General features: G+C 68.2%; 31 protein-coding genes. 8 read left to right on the top strand and 23 right to left on the bottom strand.

Annotated features, from left to right (window positions below; genetic code table 11):
* The first annotated feature begins 7 nt into the window (after positions 1-7).
* Both MED01_RS20960 and MED01_RS20955 read left to right on the top strand, forming a co-directional pair.
* Entirely contained in the window at positions 8-670 is a 663-nt protein-coding gene (locus MED01_RS20960) for a hypothetical protein (protein ID WP_238670257.1), read from the top strand.
* Positions 667-912: a hypothetical protein gene (locus tag MED01_RS20955; RefSeq protein ID WP_238670256.1), complete on the top strand. Its 246-nt coding sequence runs from the start codon at positions 667-669 to the stop codon at positions 910-912. Before MED01_RS20960 ends, MED01_RS20955 begins: the two co-directional genes overlap by 4 nt.
* A gap of 132 nt (positions 913-1044) precedes the next feature.
* On the opposite strand, the gene MED01_RS20950 is transcribed toward MED01_RS20955, so the two are convergent.
* From MED01_RS20950 to MED01_RS20940, 3 genes are read right to left on the bottom strand one after another with little or no spacing between them, the layout of a single operon-like run.
* The gene (locus tag MED01_RS20950) at positions 1045-1578 is read right to left on the bottom strand and encodes a GNAT family N-acetyltransferase (RefSeq protein WP_238670255.1); all 534 of its coding nucleotides are present in this window, start codon (positions 1576-1578) and stop codon (positions 1045-1047) included.
* A gap of 21 nt (positions 1579-1599) precedes the next feature.
* A complete protein-coding gene (locus MED01_RS20945) occupies positions 1600-1830 on the bottom strand; it encodes a DUF8847 domain-containing protein (protein WP_238670254.1) in 231 nt (76 codons plus the stop codon).
* Between the two features lie 57 nt (positions 1831-1887).
* Positions 1888-3105 carry a helix-turn-helix domain-containing protein gene (locus MED01_RS20940; RefSeq protein WP_238670253.1) on the bottom strand — a complete coding sequence of 406 codons (1218 nt, stop codon included), beginning with the start codon at positions 3103-3105 and terminating at the stop codon, positions 1888-1890.
* 141 nt (positions 3106-3246) lie between these two features.
* Here MED01_RS20940 and MED01_RS20935 point away from each other — a divergent pair, with 141 nt between their 5' ends.
* The 3 genes from MED01_RS20935 to MED01_RS20925 all read left to right on the top strand — a co-directional run bounded on the left by MED01_RS20935 (position 3247) and on the right by MED01_RS20925 (position 4148).
* Positions 3247-3495: a hypothetical protein gene (locus MED01_RS20935; RefSeq protein WP_238670252.1), complete on the top strand. Its 249-nt coding sequence runs from the start codon at positions 3247-3249 to the stop codon at positions 3493-3495.
* Positions 3492-3734, top strand: a complete 243-nt coding sequence (locus tag MED01_RS20930; RefSeq protein ID WP_238670251.1) for a hypothetical protein — start codon at positions 3492-3494, stop codon at positions 3732-3734. The genes MED01_RS20935 and MED01_RS20930 overlap by 4 nt, the downstream gene beginning before the upstream one ends.
* A 219-nt stretch (positions 3735-3953) precedes the next feature.
* Positions 3954-4148, top strand: coding sequence for a DUF397 domain-containing protein (locus tag MED01_RS20925; RefSeq protein WP_238670250.1), 195 nt, complete (start codon positions 3954-3956; stop codon positions 4146-4148).
* A gap of 72 nt (positions 4149-4220) precedes the next feature.
* Here MED01_RS20925 and MED01_RS20920 read toward each other — a convergent pair whose 3' ends face one another.
* On the bottom strand, positions 4221-4439 hold the full coding sequence (locus MED01_RS20920; protein WP_238670249.1) for a hypothetical protein: 219 nt from the start codon (positions 4437-4439) through the stop codon (positions 4221-4223).
* 126 nt (positions 4440-4565) lie between these two features.
* On the opposite strand from MED01_RS20920, the gene MED01_RS20915 reads away from it, so the two are divergent.
* The gene (locus MED01_RS20915) at positions 4566-4718 is read left to right on the top strand and encodes a hypothetical protein (protein WP_238670248.1); all 153 of its coding nucleotides are present in this window, start codon (positions 4566-4568) and stop codon (positions 4716-4718) included.
* Between the two features lie 349 nt (positions 4719-5067).
* Here MED01_RS20915 and MED01_RS20910 read toward each other — a convergent pair whose 3' ends face one another.
* Positions 5068-5451, bottom strand: coding sequence for a hypothetical protein (locus MED01_RS20910; RefSeq protein ID WP_238670247.1), 384 nt, complete (start codon positions 5449-5451; stop codon positions 5068-5070).
* 96 nt (positions 5452-5547) lie between these two features.
* Here MED01_RS20910 and MED01_RS20905 point away from each other — a divergent pair, with 96 nt between their 5' ends.
* On the top strand, positions 5548-5880 hold the full coding sequence (locus tag MED01_RS20905; RefSeq protein WP_238670246.1) for a hypothetical protein: 333 nt from the start codon (positions 5548-5550) through the stop codon (positions 5878-5880).
* Here the strand turns inward: MED01_RS20905 and MED01_RS20900 are convergent.
* From MED01_RS20900 to MED01_RS20880, 5 genes are all read right to left on the bottom strand, one after another.
* Positions 5877-6368, bottom strand: coding sequence for a hypothetical protein (locus tag MED01_RS20900; RefSeq protein ID WP_238670245.1), 492 nt, complete (start codon positions 6366-6368; stop codon positions 5877-5879). The genes MED01_RS20905 and MED01_RS20900 overlap by 4 nt on opposite strands.
* Positions 6369-6480: 112 nt before the next feature.
* Positions 6481-6756: a hypothetical protein gene (locus MED01_RS20895; RefSeq protein ID WP_238670244.1), complete on the bottom strand. Its 276-nt coding sequence runs from the start codon at positions 6754-6756 to the stop codon at positions 6481-6483.
* Between the two features lie 27 nt (positions 6757-6783).
* Entirely contained in the window at positions 6784-7683 is a 900-nt protein-coding gene (locus MED01_RS20890) for a hypothetical protein (protein ID WP_238670243.1), read from the bottom strand.
* Positions 7667-7930 carry a hypothetical protein gene (locus tag MED01_RS20885; RefSeq protein ID WP_238670242.1) on the bottom strand — a complete coding sequence of 88 codons (264 nt, stop codon included), beginning with the start codon at positions 7928-7930 and terminating at the stop codon, positions 7667-7669. Before MED01_RS20885 ends, MED01_RS20890 begins: the two co-directional genes overlap by 17 nt.
* A gap of 80 nt (positions 7931-8010) precedes the next feature.
* Complete coding sequence (locus MED01_RS20880; RefSeq protein WP_238670241.1) at positions 8011-8535, bottom strand: hypothetical protein; 525 nt, start codon at positions 8533-8535, stop codon at positions 8011-8013.
* A 62-nt stretch (positions 8536-8597) separates the two neighbouring features.
* On the opposite strand from MED01_RS20880, the gene MED01_RS20875 reads away from it, so the two are divergent.
* Positions 8598-9188, top strand: a complete 591-nt coding sequence (locus tag MED01_RS20875; RefSeq protein ID WP_238670240.1) for a zinc metalloprotease — start codon at positions 8598-8600, stop codon at positions 9186-9188.
* Here MED01_RS20875 and MED01_RS20870 read toward each other — a convergent pair.
* The 13 genes from MED01_RS20870 to MED01_RS20810 form a co-directional block, all read right to left on the bottom strand.
* Positions 9185-9931 (bottom strand): RNA-binding protein, encoded by a 747-nt coding sequence (locus MED01_RS20870; RefSeq protein ID WP_238670239.1) that lies wholly within the window; start codon positions 9929-9931, stop codon positions 9185-9187. The genes MED01_RS20875 and MED01_RS20870 overlap by 4 nt on opposite strands.
* 1 nt (position 9932) lies before the next feature.
* On the bottom strand, positions 9933-11000 hold the full coding sequence (locus MED01_RS20865) for a DUF5047 domain-containing protein (RefSeq protein WP_238670238.1): 1068 nt from the start codon (positions 10998-11000) through the stop codon (positions 9933-9935).
* A 98-nt stretch (positions 11001-11098) separates the two neighbouring features.
* On the bottom strand, positions 11099-12517 hold the full coding sequence (locus tag MED01_RS20860; protein ID WP_238670237.1) for a hypothetical protein: 1419 nt from the start codon (positions 12515-12517) through the stop codon (positions 11099-11101).
* An 18-nt stretch (positions 12518-12535) separates the two neighbouring features.
* Positions 12536-13924, bottom strand: a complete 1389-nt coding sequence (locus MED01_RS20855; protein ID WP_238670236.1) for an SGNH/GDSL hydrolase family protein — start codon at positions 13922-13924, stop codon at positions 12536-12538.
* Positions 13924-17010 carry a hypothetical protein gene (locus tag MED01_RS20850; protein ID WP_238670235.1) on the bottom strand — a complete coding sequence of 1029 codons (3087 nt, stop codon included), beginning with the start codon at positions 17008-17010 and terminating at the stop codon, positions 13924-13926. Before MED01_RS20850 ends, MED01_RS20855 begins: the two co-directional genes overlap by 1 nt.
* A gap of 18 nt (positions 17011-17028) precedes the next feature.
* A complete protein-coding gene (locus MED01_RS20845) occupies positions 17029-17310 on the bottom strand; it encodes a hypothetical protein (RefSeq protein ID WP_238670234.1) in 282 nt (93 codons plus the stop codon).
* 119 nt (positions 17311-17429) lie between these two features.
* Positions 17430-18005, bottom strand: coding sequence for a hypothetical protein (locus MED01_RS20840; protein ID WP_238670233.1), 576 nt, complete (start codon positions 18003-18005; stop codon positions 17430-17432).
* Positions 18002-18211, bottom strand: coding sequence for a hypothetical protein (locus MED01_RS20835; RefSeq protein WP_238670232.1), 210 nt, complete (start codon positions 18209-18211; stop codon positions 18002-18004). The genes MED01_RS20840 and MED01_RS20835 overlap by 4 nt, the downstream gene beginning before the upstream one ends.
* A 98-nt stretch (positions 18212-18309) precedes the next feature.
* On the bottom strand, positions 18310-18804 hold the full coding sequence (locus tag MED01_RS20830; protein WP_443677140.1) for a phage tail tube protein: 495 nt from the start codon (positions 18802-18804) through the stop codon (positions 18310-18312).
* 12 nt (positions 18805-18816) lie between these two features.
* Entirely contained in the window at positions 18817-19197 is a 381-nt protein-coding gene (locus MED01_RS20825) for a hypothetical protein (RefSeq protein WP_238670230.1), read from the bottom strand.
* A gap of 9 nt (positions 19198-19206) precedes the next feature.
* The gene (locus MED01_RS20820) at positions 19207-19530 is read right to left on the bottom strand and encodes a hypothetical protein (protein ID WP_238670229.1); all 324 of its coding nucleotides are present in this window, start codon (positions 19528-19530) and stop codon (positions 19207-19209) included.
* Positions 19523-19972 (bottom strand): hypothetical protein, encoded by a 450-nt coding sequence (locus MED01_RS20815; protein ID WP_238670228.1) that lies wholly within the window; start codon positions 19970-19972, stop codon positions 19523-19525. Before MED01_RS20815 ends, MED01_RS20820 begins: the two co-directional genes overlap by 8 nt.
* On the bottom strand, positions 19965-20318 hold the full coding sequence (locus MED01_RS20810) for an HK97-gp10 family putative phage morphogenesis protein (RefSeq protein WP_238670227.1): 354 nt from the start codon (positions 20316-20318) through the stop codon (positions 19965-19967). The genes MED01_RS20815 and MED01_RS20810 overlap by 8 nt, the downstream gene beginning before the upstream one ends.
* Between the last annotated feature and the right edge of the window lies 1 nt (position 20319).

Genomic DNA, 20319 nt, shown 5'->3' with positions numbered 1-20319 from the left:
CAGCGTCGTGTATGGGATCCCCACCCTGCCGGTGGACGAGGACGGGTACGTCGTTCCCGGCGCCGCCCCGATCGTCGGGTACATCGGCAAGTCGGTGCAGACGGTGTATCAGCGGCAGGAGCAGCACCGCGACGACCAACCGTTCTCGGACCTGATTGTGGGCGGGTCGTGGGTGATCGAAGAGGGCTTCTGGACGGACGCCGAGCTGTCCGCCCGGGAGGAGTGGTGGATCCGCAACGGGGCGGTGCTGGTGCGAGGGGGCAAGCCGCAACGGCCGGTCTACAACTACGAGTTCAACCTGGACAACCCGAACCGGGTTGAGGTATGGCGGGCCGTCGAGCAGCGGCAGGCCCGTGAGCCGGGCTGGGTGAAACCGGCCAATGGCTCGTTTGTGCCCCGGCAGCGCACATACGGTCCGCCGCAGAACGTGGCCCGTGTGGTGCGGCGCCGGCCCCGCATCCGGTGGACGCGCCGCCGCATCCGCGCAGCCATGCTCGCCGCAGTGTGGCTGGTCATGTTCGCCGGGTTCTGGTGGGCGGGCTGGGATGTGTGGCACGGGTGGGATGGGCCCCGCAACGCCGCAATCGGGGCTGCGATCGTGATGGGTGTGGCTTCGGTGGGAAACCAGTGGGTGAGGCCAAAGCGTCGTCGCCGCAGGTCCCGCCGGTGAGCACCTGGCGGTGGAAGTCGTTCGACGGCGACGGTGTACCCCGCGCCGAGAACACGTTGACGGACCCATGGGCGGACACCGCCGAGAAAGCCGCCAGTCTCATTCTCGCGCGGATGATGGTCCAGGCGTGGCCGCAGGTTGGTGTGCTCGGTGGGTGGCGTGTGCGGGCGTGGTCTGACAGTACCGAGGCGTGGGCAGACGCGGACGAATGGTTGACCGTGGTGGAGGGTGTGGGCGGTTAACCTGCGGAGATGCAGCCACCGCATCCGTTGACGCCGGGGGTGGTGTGGGTTGTCACCCGGCACCTCGGCCCGTTAAAGCGGGTGTTGTGGGGTCGCCTTGACCTGGCGGACGCGGCGCGGTTGTCAGCGGCGTTAGACCGGCGCCGCAGGTAAGTCCAGCGCGAGCAGGTCCATGGGTGGCCCCCACGGCAGCGCCGACCGGCCCACCTCCTTCCATCCGGCGCGGGCGTACATGCGTCGAGCTGGGGCCAGCGGGTTTGACGCCAACGTTGCCCACGGTTCGGGCCGGTCATCGAGCAGCCTGCGCATCAGCTCCGCCCCGATGCCCTCACCGCGGCGGGTTGGGTGCACCAACCATTCCATGACGGCGAACTTGTCGACGTCGCGCAGGTAGTCGGGTGGTTCGGTTTCGGCGCGGCCCCACCACCTGCCGGCGGGCATCGTCCACCCGTAGGCGGCGCCGATCAGATCGCCGTCCTTGCTGGCGGAGATCAGCGTGAACCCGGGCCGGTGGGCCTCGTCGGGCAGTCCGTCGGCGAACCGTGCCACCTGCTCCGGGCCTTCCCCGTACGGCGGTTCGGCGTACACCACCGTGTACAGGTCAACCAGGGCGCGGAACAGGGGTGCGGCGGTCGACCTGGTGTGGGCGGTGTAGGTGACGGCCATCCGCCGATGGTAGATCGCGACTCACCCGGGGTGGGGCGCCCACTCGTACACCCACGGCGGTCCGGTACCCGCGACTGGTTCCAGCTCGTACACGCCGTCCATGTCGGCGTCGAGGAGTTCGCCCCCGTACTCCACCCACAACCACGACTGGTCGATCACCTGGGGTGGGATGCCGTCGTCGTCGAGGGGCACCAGCAGGTCACGCCCGTCGACTGGTCCGCCGACCGCAGGCACTTCGGTGCGCTCCCACATGCTGCGATCATCAGCCGCCTACCGCCCGGGGTGGGCGCGTTTCGTGAAGGCCGCGGTTTAGGCGGTGACCCGGTCGGTGAGTTCCCCGAACGCCGGTCGGCGCCGCTCGGACACGGGCACTGCGTCGACGACTTGCCGGGCCACCGACCGCAGCAGGTGGTTGTGTTGGTCGACGGGCAGTTCGTCGAGCAGGTCAGCGGCCAGGCGCAGCCCGTCGGGAATGTGCCCGCCGCGGATCAGCCGCGCCGCCTGGTGCAGCTGCACTTGCGCTCGTAGGCGGGCTTGCGACCGGGGGTACAACTCCAACGCCCGGCCCTGCGCCTGTTCGGCGTCACCCAGCCGGCCGGCGTGCGTGTACACCCACGATTCGGTGTGGCGCAGCCGGTGCTCCGGCCACCCCCACAGCGATTCCACGTCGCCGACGATCGCGGCGGGAAGTTGTTCGGCGAGGTCGGCGAGTTGCCGCACCGTGGCCACCGCCTCCGTGTGCCGGCCTGCCAGGGACATGGCTTGTGCCCTGCCGGCGAGTAGCCCGCACGCCGCCGACGTGGCCTGCCCGCCGAGCAGCGGCAGCACCTCATCGGACAGGGCCACAACGTGCGCGGGGGGTCGCCCGTCGTAGCAACCGTTGACCACATCCCACGCCCGCACCAACACGATGGTGTCGGGGTCTCTGGATTCGTCGGCGACCCGCTGCGCTGTGGCCCACCACCTGCGGCCGAGCAGGGTTTGCCCGGACGCCACCAACCCCAGCGCCACGATCACGGACAGGCGGCCGGCGGCCCGCAACAACCGTGGCCGGTGGGTGCCGGTGTCGGCGGCGAGTTGGTGCTGCAACACGGTCAGGTCGGCGTTGAGTTGGGCCATCAGTTCACCGTGGGGTTGCCGGTAGTACCCGTGGCCGTAGTCGGCGACGATGTGCTCCCACTCGTCGACGTCGCTGCCCACGGCGGCGCCCAGCCCGTGGCGTAACGCCTCGAACCCGATGAGGGGGCCCACTGTGGGGGCGGCGGCGAGCGCGCCCATGGCGCGCAGCATGGTGCGTCGGTGCATGTCGGTGTCGCCTGCCCGCTCGTTCCGGTACGCCTCAAGGAGCGCACCGCCAGCGTTCAACTCACGGTCACACGCAGCCGCCATCGCCTCGGTGGGGGGCCGGATGCCGCGTTCCACCTGTGAGATGTGGCTGAACTGGAAGTTGATGAGCGCGTCGAGCTGCCGCAGGGACAGCCCCGCTGTTTCGCGGTGCCGTCTGAGTGTCTGCCCGAATGTGCCCATTTTCGCCCCCCAGCGTGTGTGCAGGAGTGTGTGCACACACGCCACTCCTGCCGTTTCCCCAGCGTATCGGCAATCCTGAACTTGTCAGTACATGTGCTGACCGAATGGCGCACTGGCTCGCAGCCGGGACGGCGGGGGCTGGTGTTGCCGACCTTCGGTGTGGCGGCCGGTTGGACCCCCAGCCTGACCGGCCGCCACCCCACCCACCTTGGGGGCGACGTGGACGTGTGGCGGTTGCACAACGGTCGGGCGGTGCGCGGCAGTAGCCCGGCGCCGAAGGGCAGCGGTGTGAACACCCGCCTGGACGCCGACCACCTGTTCGCGTGCGGGGTGTCCGGTAACCGCATCCGCGCCAACCGGGGCAGCCGATACCCGAGGCGGCGGCCGTGACCGACATGGACGTGCCGGCGGGAACGCTGCTGCACCTGCGGGCCGATGAGATCCGCCCGAACCCCACCCGACGTGATGAGGCGGTGTGGGCGGTGGCCGTCTACAACCAGCCGATCGGCGGCATGGTGTGGATGCGCGGGCACACGTGCGGGCCAGCGCAGGACTGCGCGGCTGCCTGGTGTTTCGAAGCGCAGGTGCTGGTGGCCGCCGTTGAGCGCGAAGCGAAGCGTGCCCGGTGACCACCCCGACCCCGGAGCAGGTGGCCGGCTGGTGGCGGATCCTGGTCGAGCATGAGCAGCGGTATGGCAGGTGCCCGATCTGCGGCACCCGTTCCCGGTGTTGGGTGCGGGCTGGTGCGCTGGCTGACCTGATCGCCCACGACGTGTACTACACCCCCGTTCCACCCCTCGCCGACGATCGGCCGCACCCGACGGCCGACGGTTCGAAGGAGAGCAGTGATGCGTCAGCCCCACGGAGTGTGGTTCAAGAGCAGCAAGTCCGGGCCGAACTGTGACAACTGTGTGGAGGTGCGCGACGGCCAGGTGGTGGATGTGCGGGACACGAAGGACCGGGGTGGCCCGGTGTTGACGTTCGCCCCGACCGCGTTCCAGGCGTTCGCGGCGGCTGCTGCTGAGGGCGCGTTCGCCCGCTGAGCTTTACTCCACCCGACAGGATCGGCCCGGACTCTCCCCCGTTGAGTCCGGGCCGGTTCTGTGCGCGTTGGGCTACTCGGCTGCCTTGCCGCTCCGCTTGGAGGGCTGGGCTTCGCCGAGGATGACGCGGACCTGCTGGATGGTCTTGTATCCGGAGCGTTCACGGATGTCGTTTTGGGTGGTGCCGGTGGCGCGTTCGGCGATCATCGCGGCGTGGAGTGGGGCTTTGATCTCGGCGAGGTCGCGCAGGAGTTGTTTGTGGCGTTGGCCGAGGTAGTCGAGGTCGCTCATGGGTTGATGCTAGCGGTAGCACTAGTGCGATAAATCCACCGTTCGGATGAGTGCTAGTGCTTGTGCTGATACTAGCGTTAGCAGTAGGCTAGTGGCGCAAGGGACAACGAGACAGGGGAGACGGACATGACCTACACGGTGCGCATCGAGATCGAGTCGGCCAAGGGCATCAAGCGGCGCACCGTCCGCAACGCCACCACCGAACACATCACGCACCTGCGGAACTGGGCGCGGACCAACACCCCGGCCGGCGCGAGCGCCACCGTCACCGTCAACTGACCCCGCGCAGCAGGCAACGCCCCCACCCAGCCGAGAGGCCAGGTGGGGGCGCATCGTTTCCGCAGGTCACGGGTATAACCCCATCGTGGATCGTGAGCATTGGCGGGCGCTCGCGGCACGACACGGACGCTGCGACGCTGAGCCCCGTCGATGCCGCGACTGCGCCGCCCACTGGCCATGCTGGTACCGGCTGCGTGCCGACGCCGAACTGCGCCCACCAGCCACCACCCCCTGAACGGCAGGAAGAGGCCACCCCACCCTGTCCGCGTGGCGGCGGAGCAAGGATGGGGTGGCCTCAGATGGCGTCGCCGCTGGGGAGTAGGAACGACGCCAGATCAGGGGCTGGAAGTCAGACCAGCCGCTCCTTAGCGGTGCCGTCGATAACCTTGGAACGGACCACGCCGCCGTTGATCGCCGACCGCTGCACGCCGGTGTCCCGCAGGATGCCGAAGTAGAACACCACCGCCAGGCCGAAGTTGACGAGCACCGCGTACGCCGTCTCACCGAAGTTGAACCCCACGTTGGCGTCCACAGCAACGAACCACGCTTCGAGGAACGACTTCACCGCCGACACGACCAGCAGGACGAGGCCCTTGCGGAACGCCGACCAGGTGGTGCGCATGAACAGGGCGGCGACGATGGGCAGCAGGAACGTGAGCGCCAGCGACAGCACGCCCGCGAGCGTGGGGGCGAACAGGTAGGTGGGCAGCTCGGGCAGGATGACAGAGTCCATGACCCCTCCCGGGGTTCGTTGGGATTCAGGAAGGAACGCCCGAGCCTGAACGTCAGGCCGGGGGATTCAGGAAGATCGGCGTTAGGTTGAACCCCGATGACAGACGACGGGGAGCAGGTGCAGCCGTGGCTACTGACCGGCCTGCGACGGTTGCGCCGCTGGCAGCAAGGGCACACCTCAGGCTCCGACAGTCGGCACGTCACCCTCGGCTTGATGGGCGACGGCCGGTGGCTGGTCGAACACACCGACATCCGTGTCGGCTCGTACGCCTACCGCAGCCGGGAACGCGCCGAGCAGGAAGCCGCCAAACACATGCGGGACGGCGACTGGCATGAGGTGCCCGCCGTGCTCGACGCCAACGGGCAAGCCGAAGGGTGGGTACGGCGAGGCAACACGTGGATGCGCGACGAAGGCAGCGGAGCCGGCTAGCAGGACTGCGACGGGGGAGGCGGCACCGGGTTCTGCTTCCGAGCGTCATCGTTGCGGGCGCGAGTCTCGTTGTTCGCCAACCGTGCCGCCGCGGACTCCGCCCGAACCTGCGCAACCTCCGCCCGCACCTTCAACAAGTCACGGAACGCCGCCTGCGTGGCCGCCTCATCACGGCGGGCCATCGCCAACAACACCCGGTCCAACGCGTCATCCGCCCGCGCCGACGCCGCCCGGTCCCGGTCGTTGACCCGCCGGTCCGCCTCATCAACCGCGCGGTCTTCACCAGCCGCCGTGGCACGCGCCGCCGTCGACCGGGCTGACGCGTCCGCGTACTGGGCGAGACACCCCGACACCCGGGCGTACCCGAACACCAAGGCGCCGATGAGGAGCGCGTACACGACCATCCCTGCGGTGATCACACGAACCGACCCGGGCGTGCCCAGCCACGTCCACACCCGCCTGGGGGTGACAGCCTCAGGCACCGTCATCGGGGATCTCCTTGCTGTCTGATGGTGTGAAGGTAGGCGCGGCGGGCCAGGCGACCAGCACCCCAGTAGATGACTCCGCTGCCAACAGCAAGGAGCACGTACAGGACGGGGCTCACGGTGCGGACTCCGACGGTTGCGGCGGCACAGGCGGTGATGGTTCCACGGGTGGTCCTGTACCCGCTGACGTGCGCATCCATGGCGTGTACAGGGCTGAATATGGTGCGAGGGGGATGCCCCAGAACCAGAACGGCGGCAGCGATTCGAGGACTTTCGCGCCAGAGAGGAACAGTTGTGTCACGGCCGCGCCCGCGTAGATCACCCAAATGGCCAACACCAGGATCATGATCAGGTCGCGGACCTGTTCGGGCCGACTGCGGGCGGTGGTCACGCTGGCCCCCGTACGGTGGTTGATGGGCTACTCGGCGACCAGGCGTCGGGCGAGTTCGTCGGCGACCTGCTTGGCCATGGTGGGTGGGATCGCGGCGGCGATCTTCTCCGGGGTCAGTGACGCCAGGACGCCCTGCACGATGGCCGGTTCGTCGGTGAAGTCCCGGCCGGCGAGCGCGGTCAGCGCGGTCTGCAACGCGGTGAGCTGCTTGCCGAGGGACTTGAGCGTCGGCGTCTCCGCCACGTACTTCGCGTCCGTGGCGTCCTCGCCCGTCGACATGCGGGTGTAGATCTGCCCGATCGGGTTGCGGCCGTCCAGCATCGTGAGGTTCTTGTGGACAGTGGCCAGCCAGTTGTGTTCCTCAGGCGTCATGTCGTCCTCCACGGTCGGGGTTTTGATCGGGTCGGCGCTGTTCAGGTATTGCTGCTTCGTCTCACCCTTCAAGGCCGACACGATGGCCTCGGCGGCGGTCATGTCGAGTACGTAGCGCCGCCGCACCTCTTGGTGGTCATGCCACTTGTGGTCGGGGGACGCGTAACCCGCGGTGCCGGCATAGAAGTCCAATCGGACAGCATCGCCGCTGCCGTCCCAAGTGTTGAAGGCGTTCAGGTACTTGCGGCGGGGGTCGGTGGTGTCGACCCACACCTTCCGCATCCGGTCGTGGCTTCTCTTCATGTCCGATGGGCTCAACGACATGTCGATCGCTGCGCCGTAGCGGACGTTGCGGTCCTTGTCGTCTGGGCGGATGTTGGAGTAATCACGCTGGTTGCCGAACCGCTTCAGGTCCTCCACCGAGCAGTGATAGCCGCCGTTGTCCAGGTGCCGACCGTCCGGCACGATCCCCGACAGCACCGCCGACGGGTACCCGCAGTGGTTCTCCCACTGGTCGGCGATGAACCGGATCGGGTCGCTAACGAGGGTCGCCACCGTCCGCCCCCTCCCCGGTGTTCGCGCCAACCCACGGGGCGGCGAGGACGTCGTAGTGGGGTTCCGCTGCGGCCCGGTAGCGGGAGTCGCCGGGCTGATCCGCCGGCCCGTCTTGCATCGGCATGGGGTCGGCCGAGCGGGCAACGAACTGGCCATCGCGCCAGTCGTAGATCCAGCACGCGCCTGCTGGTTTGTCGACCAGCAGGAAGCCCTGAGGGAAGCGGCTGACCGCTTCCGTGCCGTCCAATGGTCCGCCTTGGCACGGTCCTTGCAGCATGGAACCCCCTCAGGCGTGGGTGGAGTCGGGCTGATTGCTCGGTGCGCCGGTCAGGGGAAAATCACCACTGACAGGCTGGTGTGTTGGGCGTTGAGCTTGATCTGACCGGTCGCCGAGGACGCCGCCGCCCGCAGCTTGAACGTGTGATTGCCCGACCCCGACAACACGACAGTCATCGACCCGGACGTGGTGCCCCGCGTGTTCGCCTGCACCGCGAGGTTGCCCGGCCCCCACACCGACTGCGGGAACGCCTGATCAGCACCGTCGATCATCACGTTGACCACCGCCAACAGCGACGTGTTACCGGCGCCGGTCAGCACACAGTCCGCCGTCCACGTCAACAACGCCACCGCGCTCGCCCGAGGAACGTTCTTGATGATCGTGCAGCTGGTCAGGTCGCTGGTGGTGGTCGTCAACGTGTACTGGCTGGACAGGGTGGCGGTCGCCTGAATGGGCTGCTTCGACAACAGCAGCGCCTCAACAGCCTCCGCCAACTGCTGACCCAACACTGGGCCGTTCGGGGCGTCACCGGTCGTCTGATAGGGCAGGCCGAAGGTTGGGGTTGTTCCCGGCACGTGTGCCTCCTGCTCCTGCTCGCATGGGGCCGCTACCGTCGGTCCGAGAACAAGCTCAGGGGGTGACGGTGAAGCGGATCGTGGGGGTGGGGGTGCTCGGTGCGGTGTCCGCTGCGCTGGTCGCCGTCGCCGTGACCGCGTGGGTGGGCGTGCTCGCGGGCGAGCAGCCCGCCGAGTCTGCCAACCAGGCCGCGTCAGCCACGTCGGCATCGCCGCCCGTCCGGTACGCGCCGCCCACCGTTGGGGTCGCCGACGGGGTGAACGTCGACCAGGCGGAGGTGTCCGCTTTCGTCGATCGGGTTGTTCAGGACCCGCGCGGGTGGCGCACCGACCTTGACCAGTTCACGGTGCGACTGGTGCAAGCAGGCAACGAAGGCACCCAGCGGATGCCCGGCCTAATCGGGTACGCCAACCCCGGGCAGCGAACAGCGGCGATCAGCGACGAAGCGTGGACGGTGCTCGGCCCCCGGTTCGCTGCCACCGGCGGCACCCTGGACGACCAACGCGCCTGGGTTGTGCTGCACGAACTAGGGCACCTGCTGGGGCGCCCACACCAGGAATGCCCGGGTGCGGGGCCGGCGCCGGTCATGCGGGAAACCAACTACGACCTGCGCGGTTGCGGGTTCAACGTGTGGCCAAACCCGGCAGGCTAGAGGGCGAACACGGCGATCTCCCGCTGGGTGAACTCGACGGGCCCCTCGCCGGTGAACGCGCCCGCGTGCCGATATTTGAGGGTGAACGTGTTCACCCCAGGGTTGAGGCCGGTGAACAGGTGCATCATCGCGGACTGGAGTCCACCGGCAACGAAGGCCGCCCCCACGTCACCGATGACCGGGTATTCCAGGTACTGGCCGAGGGAGTACGCGGGGTTCGCGGCGATGGTGGTGGCACCGGACACGGCCACCGATGTGCCCCCGGTGGCGACACGCCGCCACGCGATTTTCCCGGCGTCCGCCGACCAGAACACCAACGCCAGCCCCGACGAGGAGATCCGCGCCGACACTGACGGCCCGGGGCTTGCCCCGGTCAGGTCACCGTACGTTTCCGTGTCGCGGGTTCCCATGGCGTCGTCGCGTGCGGCGATGATGCGGGATGACACCATGCGCAGGGCGGACGCGGCGGCGTCGGTGCCGGGGATGGTGAGCCGTCCCAGGATCGCCCATGAGGCGGTGGGTCCGCCGGTGGACAGGATGCCGACGACGTCGCCGGGTTGCAGTTGGACGGCTTCGTTGGTGTTGAGGATGGACAGGTTTTCGACGAGCACCCCGCCGACCTCGATGGTGTTCTCGGCGGTTTCGGGGTTCCACGCCTGGACGATGCCTTGCCGGTAGCCGACCCCTGTTGCGGGTTGCGCGGCGAGGGTGGGGGTGAGGTCGTCGGTGCCGTAGTTCGCCACTTTATGCCTCCCCGGTCAGGACGGTGGACTGTTCGCGGGTGGACGCGGACAGGGGTTGTTCCACGGTGAGGGGGATGGTCATCCGGTCGATGATGTGCGTTTCGGTGCGGCCCGGGTAGGTGACCCGGATGGGGTCGCCTGGTTCGAGCGCCGGGTTGGGCACGGAAGTCAAATCCACCGCGTAGGGCAGGCCGGTCATGCGGGCGAGGGTGGTCGCTGCTGCGGCCCGCGCCCGCGCCACACTGGTCAGCAGCGGCGAGTTGTAGAAGTAGGGGACTTTCCCGAACGGGCCGCCCCAGAAGGTGGGCGAGTTGGGGTTGGTGTCCACGGCCACCGCCCGCGCCGGGTACGCGGTGTCGGCCCCCTCACCGGTGGCGACGACACCGTTGTATGCGCCGGAGCGGGTGAGCCTGCGTCCCAGTTCGACGAGGACCCCGTTTTCACCGTGGTTGACGTCCCACACGGGGCTGCCGACGGGGGTGGGGGTGCGGACCACGAGGATGCCCCGGTGGTCCCACCACCACGTTTTACCCGCCGAGGTGACCACGTCGTTGCACACGGCGTACCGGTCTTCTTCGGCGATGGTTTGCCGGCCTATCGCCTCGTCCCGTTCGGCGGTGTCGTCCCATTCGATGGTCGCCCACGGGTAAATCTCGGTGACCAGGGCGGTGAGGAGCGCACCTCGGGTGGTGGCGGCGGGGAACGGTCGAGGTGCGGTCAACCTGCCGTCGACGATGCCGGCCATGCGGTCACGGGCGGACACCCTGATGGGCCCGTCGGGGGCGTCGTCCTGCTCGGAGGTATCGATGCGGTGGTAGCCGAGGGACACCCACTCAACGGTCCCGCTGCCGAACGCGATACCCCGGCGGACGAACACTTCATTGCCGTAGGGGGCGAGTAGGGAACCCGCCCCGGTGGGCCACAGGTTGGTGTCGATGGTGGTCAACTCCAGTGTTGACCGAACGTCGGCGGTGCCGTCCAACTGCACGTCACCGTCGTGGATGGGGATGGTGGTGCCGGTCGGGTTGACGCCGGTTTGCCCTGGGGTGACCACGCGGGCTTCGAACACGGCCCGGTGACCGCCTCGCACGGTGCGGAGGAATGCGTCGCTGACAGGGCGCACAGTCGCACCCCCGGCCTGCTCAGGTTGGCACTAGGCCGGCTGGGTCAGGAAACTACGACCTCTGTGCCGTCGCCGATGAGTTCCTGCAAATCGGTCCACGACGAATGGGCTGCCATCACATCCGCCCACGTCGCGTACGTGTTGAGCACCGTCTGCCACGTGCCTGTGGACCCCACCACGTCAGGGCCCGGCGCGGCGACTTCCGTCAGCGGCAGGGTGAACACCCGGTTGGTCAGCTCCGCCGTGGGCAGCGTTGTTTCCCGGGTGTCGCCCACGGTCACATACCCGCCGGGTGCGGCGGAGATCCGCCCCGAGTTCGCGGGCACGTGCACGAGCAGGATGTCGCCGCCGGCTAGGAGGGAATCCAGGTCGGTGCGTTCCTGCTCGTTGTACGTGTTGACGTCCAACGTCCACTGCCGGGAGCCGCGCACGTCGGTGACCGCCACCGGCATGGTGCGGCCTTTAACGTCGAACACCCCGGCCCGCGAGCGGCGGGTGATGTCCGAGAAGTCCCGAACCACCACTGCCCGGTTGAGGAACGGTCTGGCAATGGACTTGAGCCACACCGTGTCCAGGTCGGGGACGATGGAACCGGTGAACGCCGCCGCCTGCGGGGATGTGACCACGAAACTGTCGACGGTGATGGTGACCGCACCGTTGGTGTTGCCGGTTTCCAAGCGCGTCAACACCCCAGCCTGGGTGCCCACGGTGATGTCCGGGTCGGTCATGGTGGCCTGCCAGTCGGGCACAAAGTTGCCCTGGAAGGCGAGCGCCCGCACCGTGGAACCCTGCCAGTCCACCCGGATCTGCCACCGGAACGCCGGGTTGTTCGTGCCGACCGGAACCAAGCTGACAGGGAAGGTAAGTGTCCCACCGACCCGTTTGCCGATGGACAGTTTCACCGACCCGTCGGTGCCGAAGGTCAAGTGTGCGACGTAGTAGTCACTGAGGCCGGTGGCGCGCACCGGAACCCACACGGTGATCGGTGCGACGGTGGGGGTGACCGGCACGTTCACATCAACGCGGAGGGTGCCGGACGTGAGGCCCACATCCACCAACGAGGTGAGCAGGGTGCCGGGGCCGGTCTGTAGATGCTGGGCGACAGCACCCGGAACGGCGTAGTTGGCTCCGGTGCCACCGGAGGTGACCCATGTGCCGCCCCACCCGCCGGTGACGGTGCGGCTAAACGTGTCCCACCAGGCGGGTCCCATCACCCGGTAGTGGTTGGTGACGTTCGGGGCAAACTCGTAGTCGTCGACCTGCACTGTGCCGGCAACCGGGGTGAGCTGTGAACCACCGCGCACGGTCGCCCATCGGATCAGGTCGGTGGACCGTTGCACCGTCCACGGTTCCGTATCGAGGAGGCCGTCGGCGGTGAGGCGCACCCGCGACAACACCGGGTCGTAGTACAGGGGTCCGGTGGGGATGACCGGTGGGGTTCCACCGCCTGCGGGGATCGGCACGGGTTCACCTCCGTCCGACTATCGAGGCAGGATGGCTGTGGCGATCTGGTCGGCGATCCACCCGTGGCCTTTGTCCGTGTAGTGGACTTCGTCGGCGTACAGGCCGAGCGCCGTCGCTTCGGAGGTGCCCTGGTCGGGCATTCGCGCCCGCAGGTTGAGGGTGGCCACGTCTGGGTCGGCGGCGGCAATGGCGTCTATCTGCGCCAGGTAGTCCACCCAGGTCTGCTCAACGGCGGTGCCCCGCTTCGGCATCTGCACCAGTAGCACCGAGCCCGCGAAGCCGGCGGTGCGGGCGGCGGAGATCAGCGCCTCCACGCCGGTGCGGAACGCCGCCGGGCTGGTGCCGGAGGTGGCGTCGTTCGCCCCCCACGGCATGATCAGCAACCCTTTGCCCTCCACGGCGGTGAACGCGGTCTGCCACGCCGCGGACCCGGTGAACGTCGCCAGGGTCGCCCCGTGCCTCGACGCGTCGATCACCCGCACACCCGACGACTCGTCACCGTTGTACGTGGCCAGGCCCTCCGGGTACACCGGGCCAGGGCTGGTCACCGTGGAAGCGGCGCGGGCCACCAGCACCGTGTGCGCGCCCACCGTCAACGCACCCGAATCCCAGATCAGTTGGCCGTTGACCACCGACGCGTTGGCCCCGTCGACGACCACCTCGGCGGCCCCGTTGAGCCGGATCGAGTATTTGCCGACGCTGGAACCCTTCGTCCCGTACAACTTGGCCCTGGTGCCCGTGAACGTGAACGTCACCGACTCGCCGGTGATGACAGCGGCAGCGCGCAACCCCAACCCGTACGAAGCCGTGGTCACCCCGGCGGTCACCGTGCGCGGGTAGTCACCCGGTAGGGGGCTCATGCGCGGCGACGCCGAAACATACGCGGCCGTCGCCCCCGTCACCCCCGATGGTTGGAACCGTGCCCGCAACTCCAACTGCAACACCTGCTGCCAGCGGCGCCGCAGCGACGTCACCCCCGACCCTTCGGAGTTGGAGTCACCAATCACCACCACTGAGGCGATCGACTCGTGCCGGGCGGCCAACGCCCCGTACCACTTGCGCAACGCCCGGTTGTGGCCGGCGCCGTCCACCGCGGCGGACAAGGCGTCGAGGCGGCGGTTGTTGTCCGCGTCCGATGGGAACAGCGGCCCGTCGCCAACACGCACCCACAGCCGGTCCACACCGTCGGGGAACCAGAACAGTTGAAGCTGCCCGTTCGAGTCGGTGGTGACCTGCGAGGCGAGGATGACCGCGCCGGGTGTTTCCGAACCGTCGTAGGTGCGAATGTCCGCGAGGGCGGTGCCTGCGCTGTCTGTGTACACGACAGCGTTGGCGTTGGCCGCCGGTGCGCCTGAGGGCAGGTACGCGTAGCGGGTGCCGGCGTCGGGGCCGAGGAGACGTGCCATCACACCCTCCCCGCCCCGGCGCCGAGCTGCCGCCTCAGTTGCCGGTTGTTGCCGCTGATCTCGGTGCGCACCACCCGCACCACCTCATCGCCGATGTAGATCGGGATCTCAAGCGGGATCACGGGGGCGCTGTCGTGTGCGGGTGCGGTCGCGGTGGTGGTGATGCTGCCCGGGTTCCCGGACAGCCACCCCTTGGGGACTACGGCCATGCCATGCCACTCCATGGCCCGTCGGCCGATGCTGATCGCACGGTCCCGGTTGCCGACCTTGGGGATGAACGCCTCGCCTTGGGTTTCCGGTTCGGCGATCATGTACCGGCCGGGGGAGCGCGGACCGAACATGGCCGCTTCCCGCAGCACACCGGTGGCGGCTTTCATGTAGCCGCCTTCGTGAACCCCACCCCACCGGTCTTTGAGCAAGGTTCCGCCGGGGACTTTGAAGTCGCCCTTGCTGGTCCACCGGACGGTGCCGCTGATGTAGATGTGCTTGTCCCGCAGATCGTTGATCTTCGCCTTGAGGGCGTTAACAGCCGCTGTGGCCTCTTTCGTGGTCGCCCAGAACGGCACCGTCTTCGACGGCGGAACGCTGCGGACCGCGAAGTTGAAATCCTCGGCCTGCCTCGTCGCCGTCGTGGCACCCGGCGCCGACACCTCAGTCTTCTTGACCGGGGGCATCTGCGCGTACGTCGCCAACAGGGTGTCGATCTCGGCGTCGGTCAGGTTCGTCTGATCCAAGGTCCGGCGCAGTGCTGCGATGTACGAGTCGTAGGCGGCGTTCGCCACCTCAATGGACCCGGACTCGTCGTACTTCTTCTGCGCGGCTTCGGCCGCAGCCTGAGCGGCCTGCCCGACGGCGATGCGGTTCTCCAACGCCGCCCGCGAGTTGCCGTCAACCACATCCTTGTTGGTCTTGAACGCCTCGGTCACCTGATCGATGGCGTCCTTCGCCGCCAACGCCGCCTCATCGGAAGACAACTGGGCGCCGTTCAGTACCTCCCAGGCGCGGGTGTACGAGCCCATGGCGGTGATGGCGTCCTGCATCGACCCGGACAGCAACTGCTGCTGGGCTGCCGCACCACCGGCGGCCTGCTCGGCGTTCTCCAACGCCGCCGCATACCCGGGGAACAGTTTGATCAACTCGTCGGCGTTCATGCCCGACTCGGACAGGACCCGGTTCCACACCTCAAACGACGCCGTCTTACCGGACGTCTCCACCAGCCGGGCCAACGACTCGTCCAACGCTTTGATGTCATCAGCGTGGGATGAGAACGACGACCCGAACACACCTTCGCGGATGTCCCGCAGCAGCGGGATCGACCCCTCCAGCTTCTGGTTGAACTTCTCGTACCATCCGGTTGCACCAGCAGCGGACATGGCAATGCCGTCGAGGTCCTTGCCGAAAATCCGCTGCGCCTCCCCGGACACCTGACCGTTGACGGCCAGCTTCTTGAGGGATTCGGCGAGGCGGTCCACGTCGGCGGCGTCGCGGCGGAACCCGGACAGCACAGCGGAGGCGACCTGCAATGCGGCGAACGCGGCCACAGCCTTCCCGGCGGCCTTCGCCGACGAGTCGATGCCACGGGCTGCCCGCTGACCTGCCGGCCCCGCCTCGTTCAGTCGACCCGTGAGCCCACCAACAGCGGTTTGGGCTTTACCGAAGGCGCTGAACAGCCGGCCGCCCAACAACACCAGTGCGGCGCCGGCCAGCAGCACCGCCTGAATGGGGTCCGGTAGCAGGCCGAACGTTTGCGCCAGGCCGCCGACGATCTGCGCGCCCATCTTCAACACGTCGAAGAACAGGGCGACGGCGGCGGCGGTGCCCGGGTCGGCGAGGGTTTCCCCCAGCGTTTCCCCCAGCACGACCAGAACGTCGACAACACCGGCGATGGCGGCGTTGCCGGTGCGGATGATGCCCTCCACCGACCGCATGTTGTGGGCTTCGGCGTTGAACCGGGCCAACGCGTCGGCCATGTCCCTCAGCAGCGTCGACCCGGACTGCATGCCGCCGATCCGGCCGATCAGGGTGAAGATTTCCCGGCCGATGTCGAGCAGGGCGTCAGCCTGCACTGCGGCGTCTTGGAAGAACCGGTCGAGTTGCCCTGAGCGGGCGGTGCGGTCAATCCACTCGTTGAACTGGTCGGCGTACCCGAGGATGCCGTCACCCCACGCGTTGACCGCCGGGGTTGACGACATGAACAGTTGCCCAAGGGACCGCCCGGTGGGGGCGATCCGCTCGTTGACCCGGTCGAAGAACCCGTCGGCGGTGTCGAACGCCGCGTCCAGTCCGGCGAGGAAACCGGGATCGCGGCCCAGGGCGGCGACCTCCCGGAACGTGGTGTTCCAGGTGGTACCGAACCGGAGAACCTGGGTGCGGGCGAACGGCAACGCCACCGACGCCAGGTCGTTGACCTCCCGGTCCAACCCGTCGAACACCGTGTTCTGGGCGAGGTCCCGCAACCCCATGAGGGCGTGGCGTTGCGCGCCCAGCGAGGTGACGAACTTCTGCCCATTGCGGGACAACTTCAGGTACGGGTCACGGTCGTCGGCGAACGTTTCCTTGATCGCATCACCCAAGCCGGCGGTGGCCAGCTTGACGGTGCCGATGGACGCTGCCGAACCTGCCGCCAGGGTGGGGATGGCTCCCAGTCCGCCGCCGATCGCGGCGAGCAGCGGCGGGATGCCCTGCAACGACACCGCGGCGGCCCCGGCGACGGCGGGGATGGACGCCAACCCCTGCCACGGTGCGGCGGCGCCAGCGCCGAGCACACCACTGCCCAGGATGCCGGCGACCTTGCCGAACCCGTCTCGGGTGCCCTTTTCGAAGCCGTCACCGAAGCCCTTGCCGGACTCCTGCCCAGCCTTGACGAACCGTCCCCGCAGACCCCGCAGCTTGCGTTCGGCGCCCTGGGTGATGCCGTCACCCAGTTGGCGTCCGGCTTTCTCCCCGGCTTTGCCGAGGCCGGCGACCTCGCGTTGCGCGGCGACCGCTTCCCGCTTGACGTTGCGGACCTCGTCCGCGCCGCCGCGCATGCCCCGCTTGAACTGGGTGAGTTCGGCCAGAAACTGCACGGAGATGCGACGCGTCACCACAGCCCCCGCTCACGGTCAGAGGGTTGGGCGTGGGCTGCCCCGGCGCACCCGCACCACACGGGGTATCAGCGCCCGCGTGTCTTCCTGGTCCTGCTTGTGCAACCGCATCGCAGTGGTGACCGCACATTCGGCGGGGGTGACCGGCCAGTAAATCCACCGCGCCCGGGGGTTGTTCCGGTCGGCGTCCTTCGACTGGCACACCTCCGACGGACCACCGCAGTGCGGGCACGTGTCGGCCTCGTATTCGGTGAGGGCCAGCATCCAGGCGCGCTGCTGCTCATCCCACGCAGATTCCACCCACTCGGTAGACCGCACCAGGCGGTCGCCGTCGTACTCGTATTCGGTGACCCGGTCCGGGGTCCAACCATCAAACTCGCGCAGCGACAGCCCCAGCCGCCTCGCAGCTTCAACCCTCGCTAGGAGGGCTGGGTCAGCCGTGAGGCGGCGAACGAGTTTGGGACGTCAACCTTGCGCACGTTCAACGCGAGGGCAGTGTTCTGCAACTGGGCGAACTGCCACTCCGTGAGCTTCCCGTCGGCCTTGTCGTCGCCGAGCAGTTCCGCCCACGTGTCGTCGTCCAAGTCGTCGGGGGAGTACGTGCACGCCCGGATCAACGCCTCCATGAACGTGTCCGCGTTGTACCCGAGCTGGGTGTCTTCGTCGTTGTCCTTACGCGGCGGGTGCTCCTTCATCAGCCGGTCCCACCGCTTGCGGCCCAGGCCACGCATGCGGAACACGATGGTGTCGGCGCGCATCTGGTCCTGCACGGCGGTGATCTGCTCGCCGATGTCACGGGCACGCTTGTCCCCGGCCAGCCGCTTGTCCTTCGCTGCCGCCAACTCGGCGTCGGCCAGTTGCCGGTGGAGGTCTTCCCACTCGGCTTGCAGGTCCCCGCGCAAGCAGATGTCGACGGTGCGTTCGGGGAGCTTCGCGCCCTTGAGGCGGTCTTTGGTGCTCGGCCGCGCCGGTTCGGTGGTGGTGGTGTCGGTCATGACAGCCCCTCCACAACCCGCACCACGGGGTCCGCAAGCTCGATCCGCGCGGACTCGGGTATCAGCACCAGTTCCAATGCGGGACGGTCGTTCTCGAAGGTGAGGCGCAAGCTGTCCGCCTTCACCGCATCGGAGATGTCTACGCCGTCGACGGTCATACGGTATTCGCCGCGAGCACCAACAGGTGCGATCACAACTTCTGCCATGGTCAGCCCTTTTCATATCAGCCCTTGGACATGGTTTGGAGGCGGTGTGGGCTAAGGGCTGCGAAGCCCACACCGCCAGATCAGGGGAGCGCGAGGGGTCAGGCGACGACGACAGCGTCTTGAATGACCTGCCCGGTGATGAACGGCTTCTGCGACACCGTCAGCACAGCGTTCGCCGCGCCCGGGTTCTTCGTCCGCCAACCCATCTTCGCCGGGTACACATCCACGACGTCTCCCGCCGCGATGGCCTGGTCGTAGGGGACACCAACGCGGGCCACCCAGAAACCGGTGGTCAGCCGGGTGAGCGCCAAGTACAGCTCGTTGTCCGCCGGGGAGTCCGGGTTGTGCACGTAGCTGACGGCGAGGGTGTGCTGCAACCGGCCGGGCTGCTCGTAGTCGGACGTTGAGCACAGCCGCTGGTCGGCAACAACCTGCTCATCGGTGGCCGGGGTCCACCCCTCAGCGGTCAGGTAACACGACGCGTCGATCACCGACGGGGCGGTGAGTTCGCCGACGGTCGGGTGCTCGGGGTCGGCGAGGGCGGGCGCCCACCAGACGGCCTGGTTACCGTCAGCAGGCACCGAATTGGGCATTGTCACTTTGGGTCACTCCTTCGGTGCGTTGCTGTCAGTCGGCGCGTCGGCCGGTGTGCTGGTGGGCTTGCTGCGGCGGGGGCGCCCACCGTCGGCGGGGGCATCGTTGTCCGGGTGGCCCTCATCGCTGTCGGCATGCTCGCTGTCGCCGGGCACCTGACTGGTGTCAACGGCACCGCCATCCGAGGTCGCATCCGGGTTGAAGGAACGGGCGAGCCCGTCCTTGCCGACGAACGGCTTCGCCGGGCGCGGTCCCACACGTGGGCCCTCAATGTCCGGCCACCGCTCCGGGTCGCCGACCGGCTCCACACCACGGCGGTGCTCCAACGCGCGGGCTTCCAGGTCGAACTGATGTCCGGTGCTGGTGTCCCGCACCCTGATCCACTTCGGCACGACGCCCCCTTACCGCTTCGTCACGATGCGAGTGACCGTGGTCGTCGACGACCATGTGAGATGCGCCATGCGGTCCGCCGGATCCCGGTACACGTCGAGCAGCGGAATCGACCACAACTGGCCGGCGGGAATGGTGAACACCTTGTCCGGTGCGGCCACCCCATAGTTGGTGTTGCCGGGCACGGCGATCGTCACCGTCATCGGCGACCCGGAGCCGTTGTTGACCAGCAGCGAATACCCGGCACCACACTTCGCGGTGTCGTTCGCCGCGGCGGCGGTGAGGTTGAGGTTGATGCCCTCAAAGGAGGGTGTGCGAACGGGGATCTCAGCCATCAGGGCTCCGAGGTGATGAGTGCAGGGTGAACTGGGCGAAGGTGAAGTACGGGGGGTGCCCGTCGGGGGTGCGGGCCTGCTCGTCGCGCTGCGGCTGCGGTGGACCTGCTGCGCCCGGCTCCGAGGTGATGACCGAGCACCGGCGGCCCTCAATGGTGGGCCGGCGGCGGTGCAACAGGGCGGACGCCCGATCCAAGGCGGTGATCGCTTCCCGGGGATCCCTGCCCACCGCTGTGATCTGGGTGGTGGTGGTGACCTCACCCGCGTACCCGTTGAGGGTGACCGTGGGTCGGGTGGCCGGTGGTGGCCACAGGATCAGGTGCGGGTACTCCAACGGGCCGCCAGCGTCGGTGACCTCGCCAATGAACAGGCGGTACGGCAGACCTTCGAGTAGGGCGGCCAGCCCTTCGGCGTGCGCCCATCCGACGTCGGTGTCAGCCATCGAGCACCTGCCCGCCCAGTTGTGCGGCGGCGGCGTAGAACAGGGGTTCCACCACGTCGGCGGCCCGGTCCATAAACGGATTCGGCGCCTGACGGCTCGTCCCAGCATGAACGAAAATGTCGTAGGACGTGTTCGGGCCTGTTTCGCCGGAGATCACATCTGCGCCAGGGCCACCGTCGAAATCCGAGGTGATTGACGAACGCAGGAGCCCGGTGAGAACGGGCGCCCCGGCTTTACCGATCTGTTCCGTTCGCAGGGTGGATGACCGCACCAGCCCGTGCACGTCGCGGCCCAGTTTGTCTCCGGCGCCGTCCATGTCGTCGGCCAGGCGGTCGAAGTCGTCCACC

The organism is Micromonospora alfalfae (assembly GCF_022230925.1).
Classification (GTDB): domain Bacteria; phylum Actinomycetota; class Actinomycetes; order Mycobacteriales; family Micromonosporaceae; genus Micromonospora; species Micromonospora alfalfae.
Note: the sequence above shows the minus strand (reverse complement) of the source record. Positions and strands in the feature narration are given on the sequence as shown.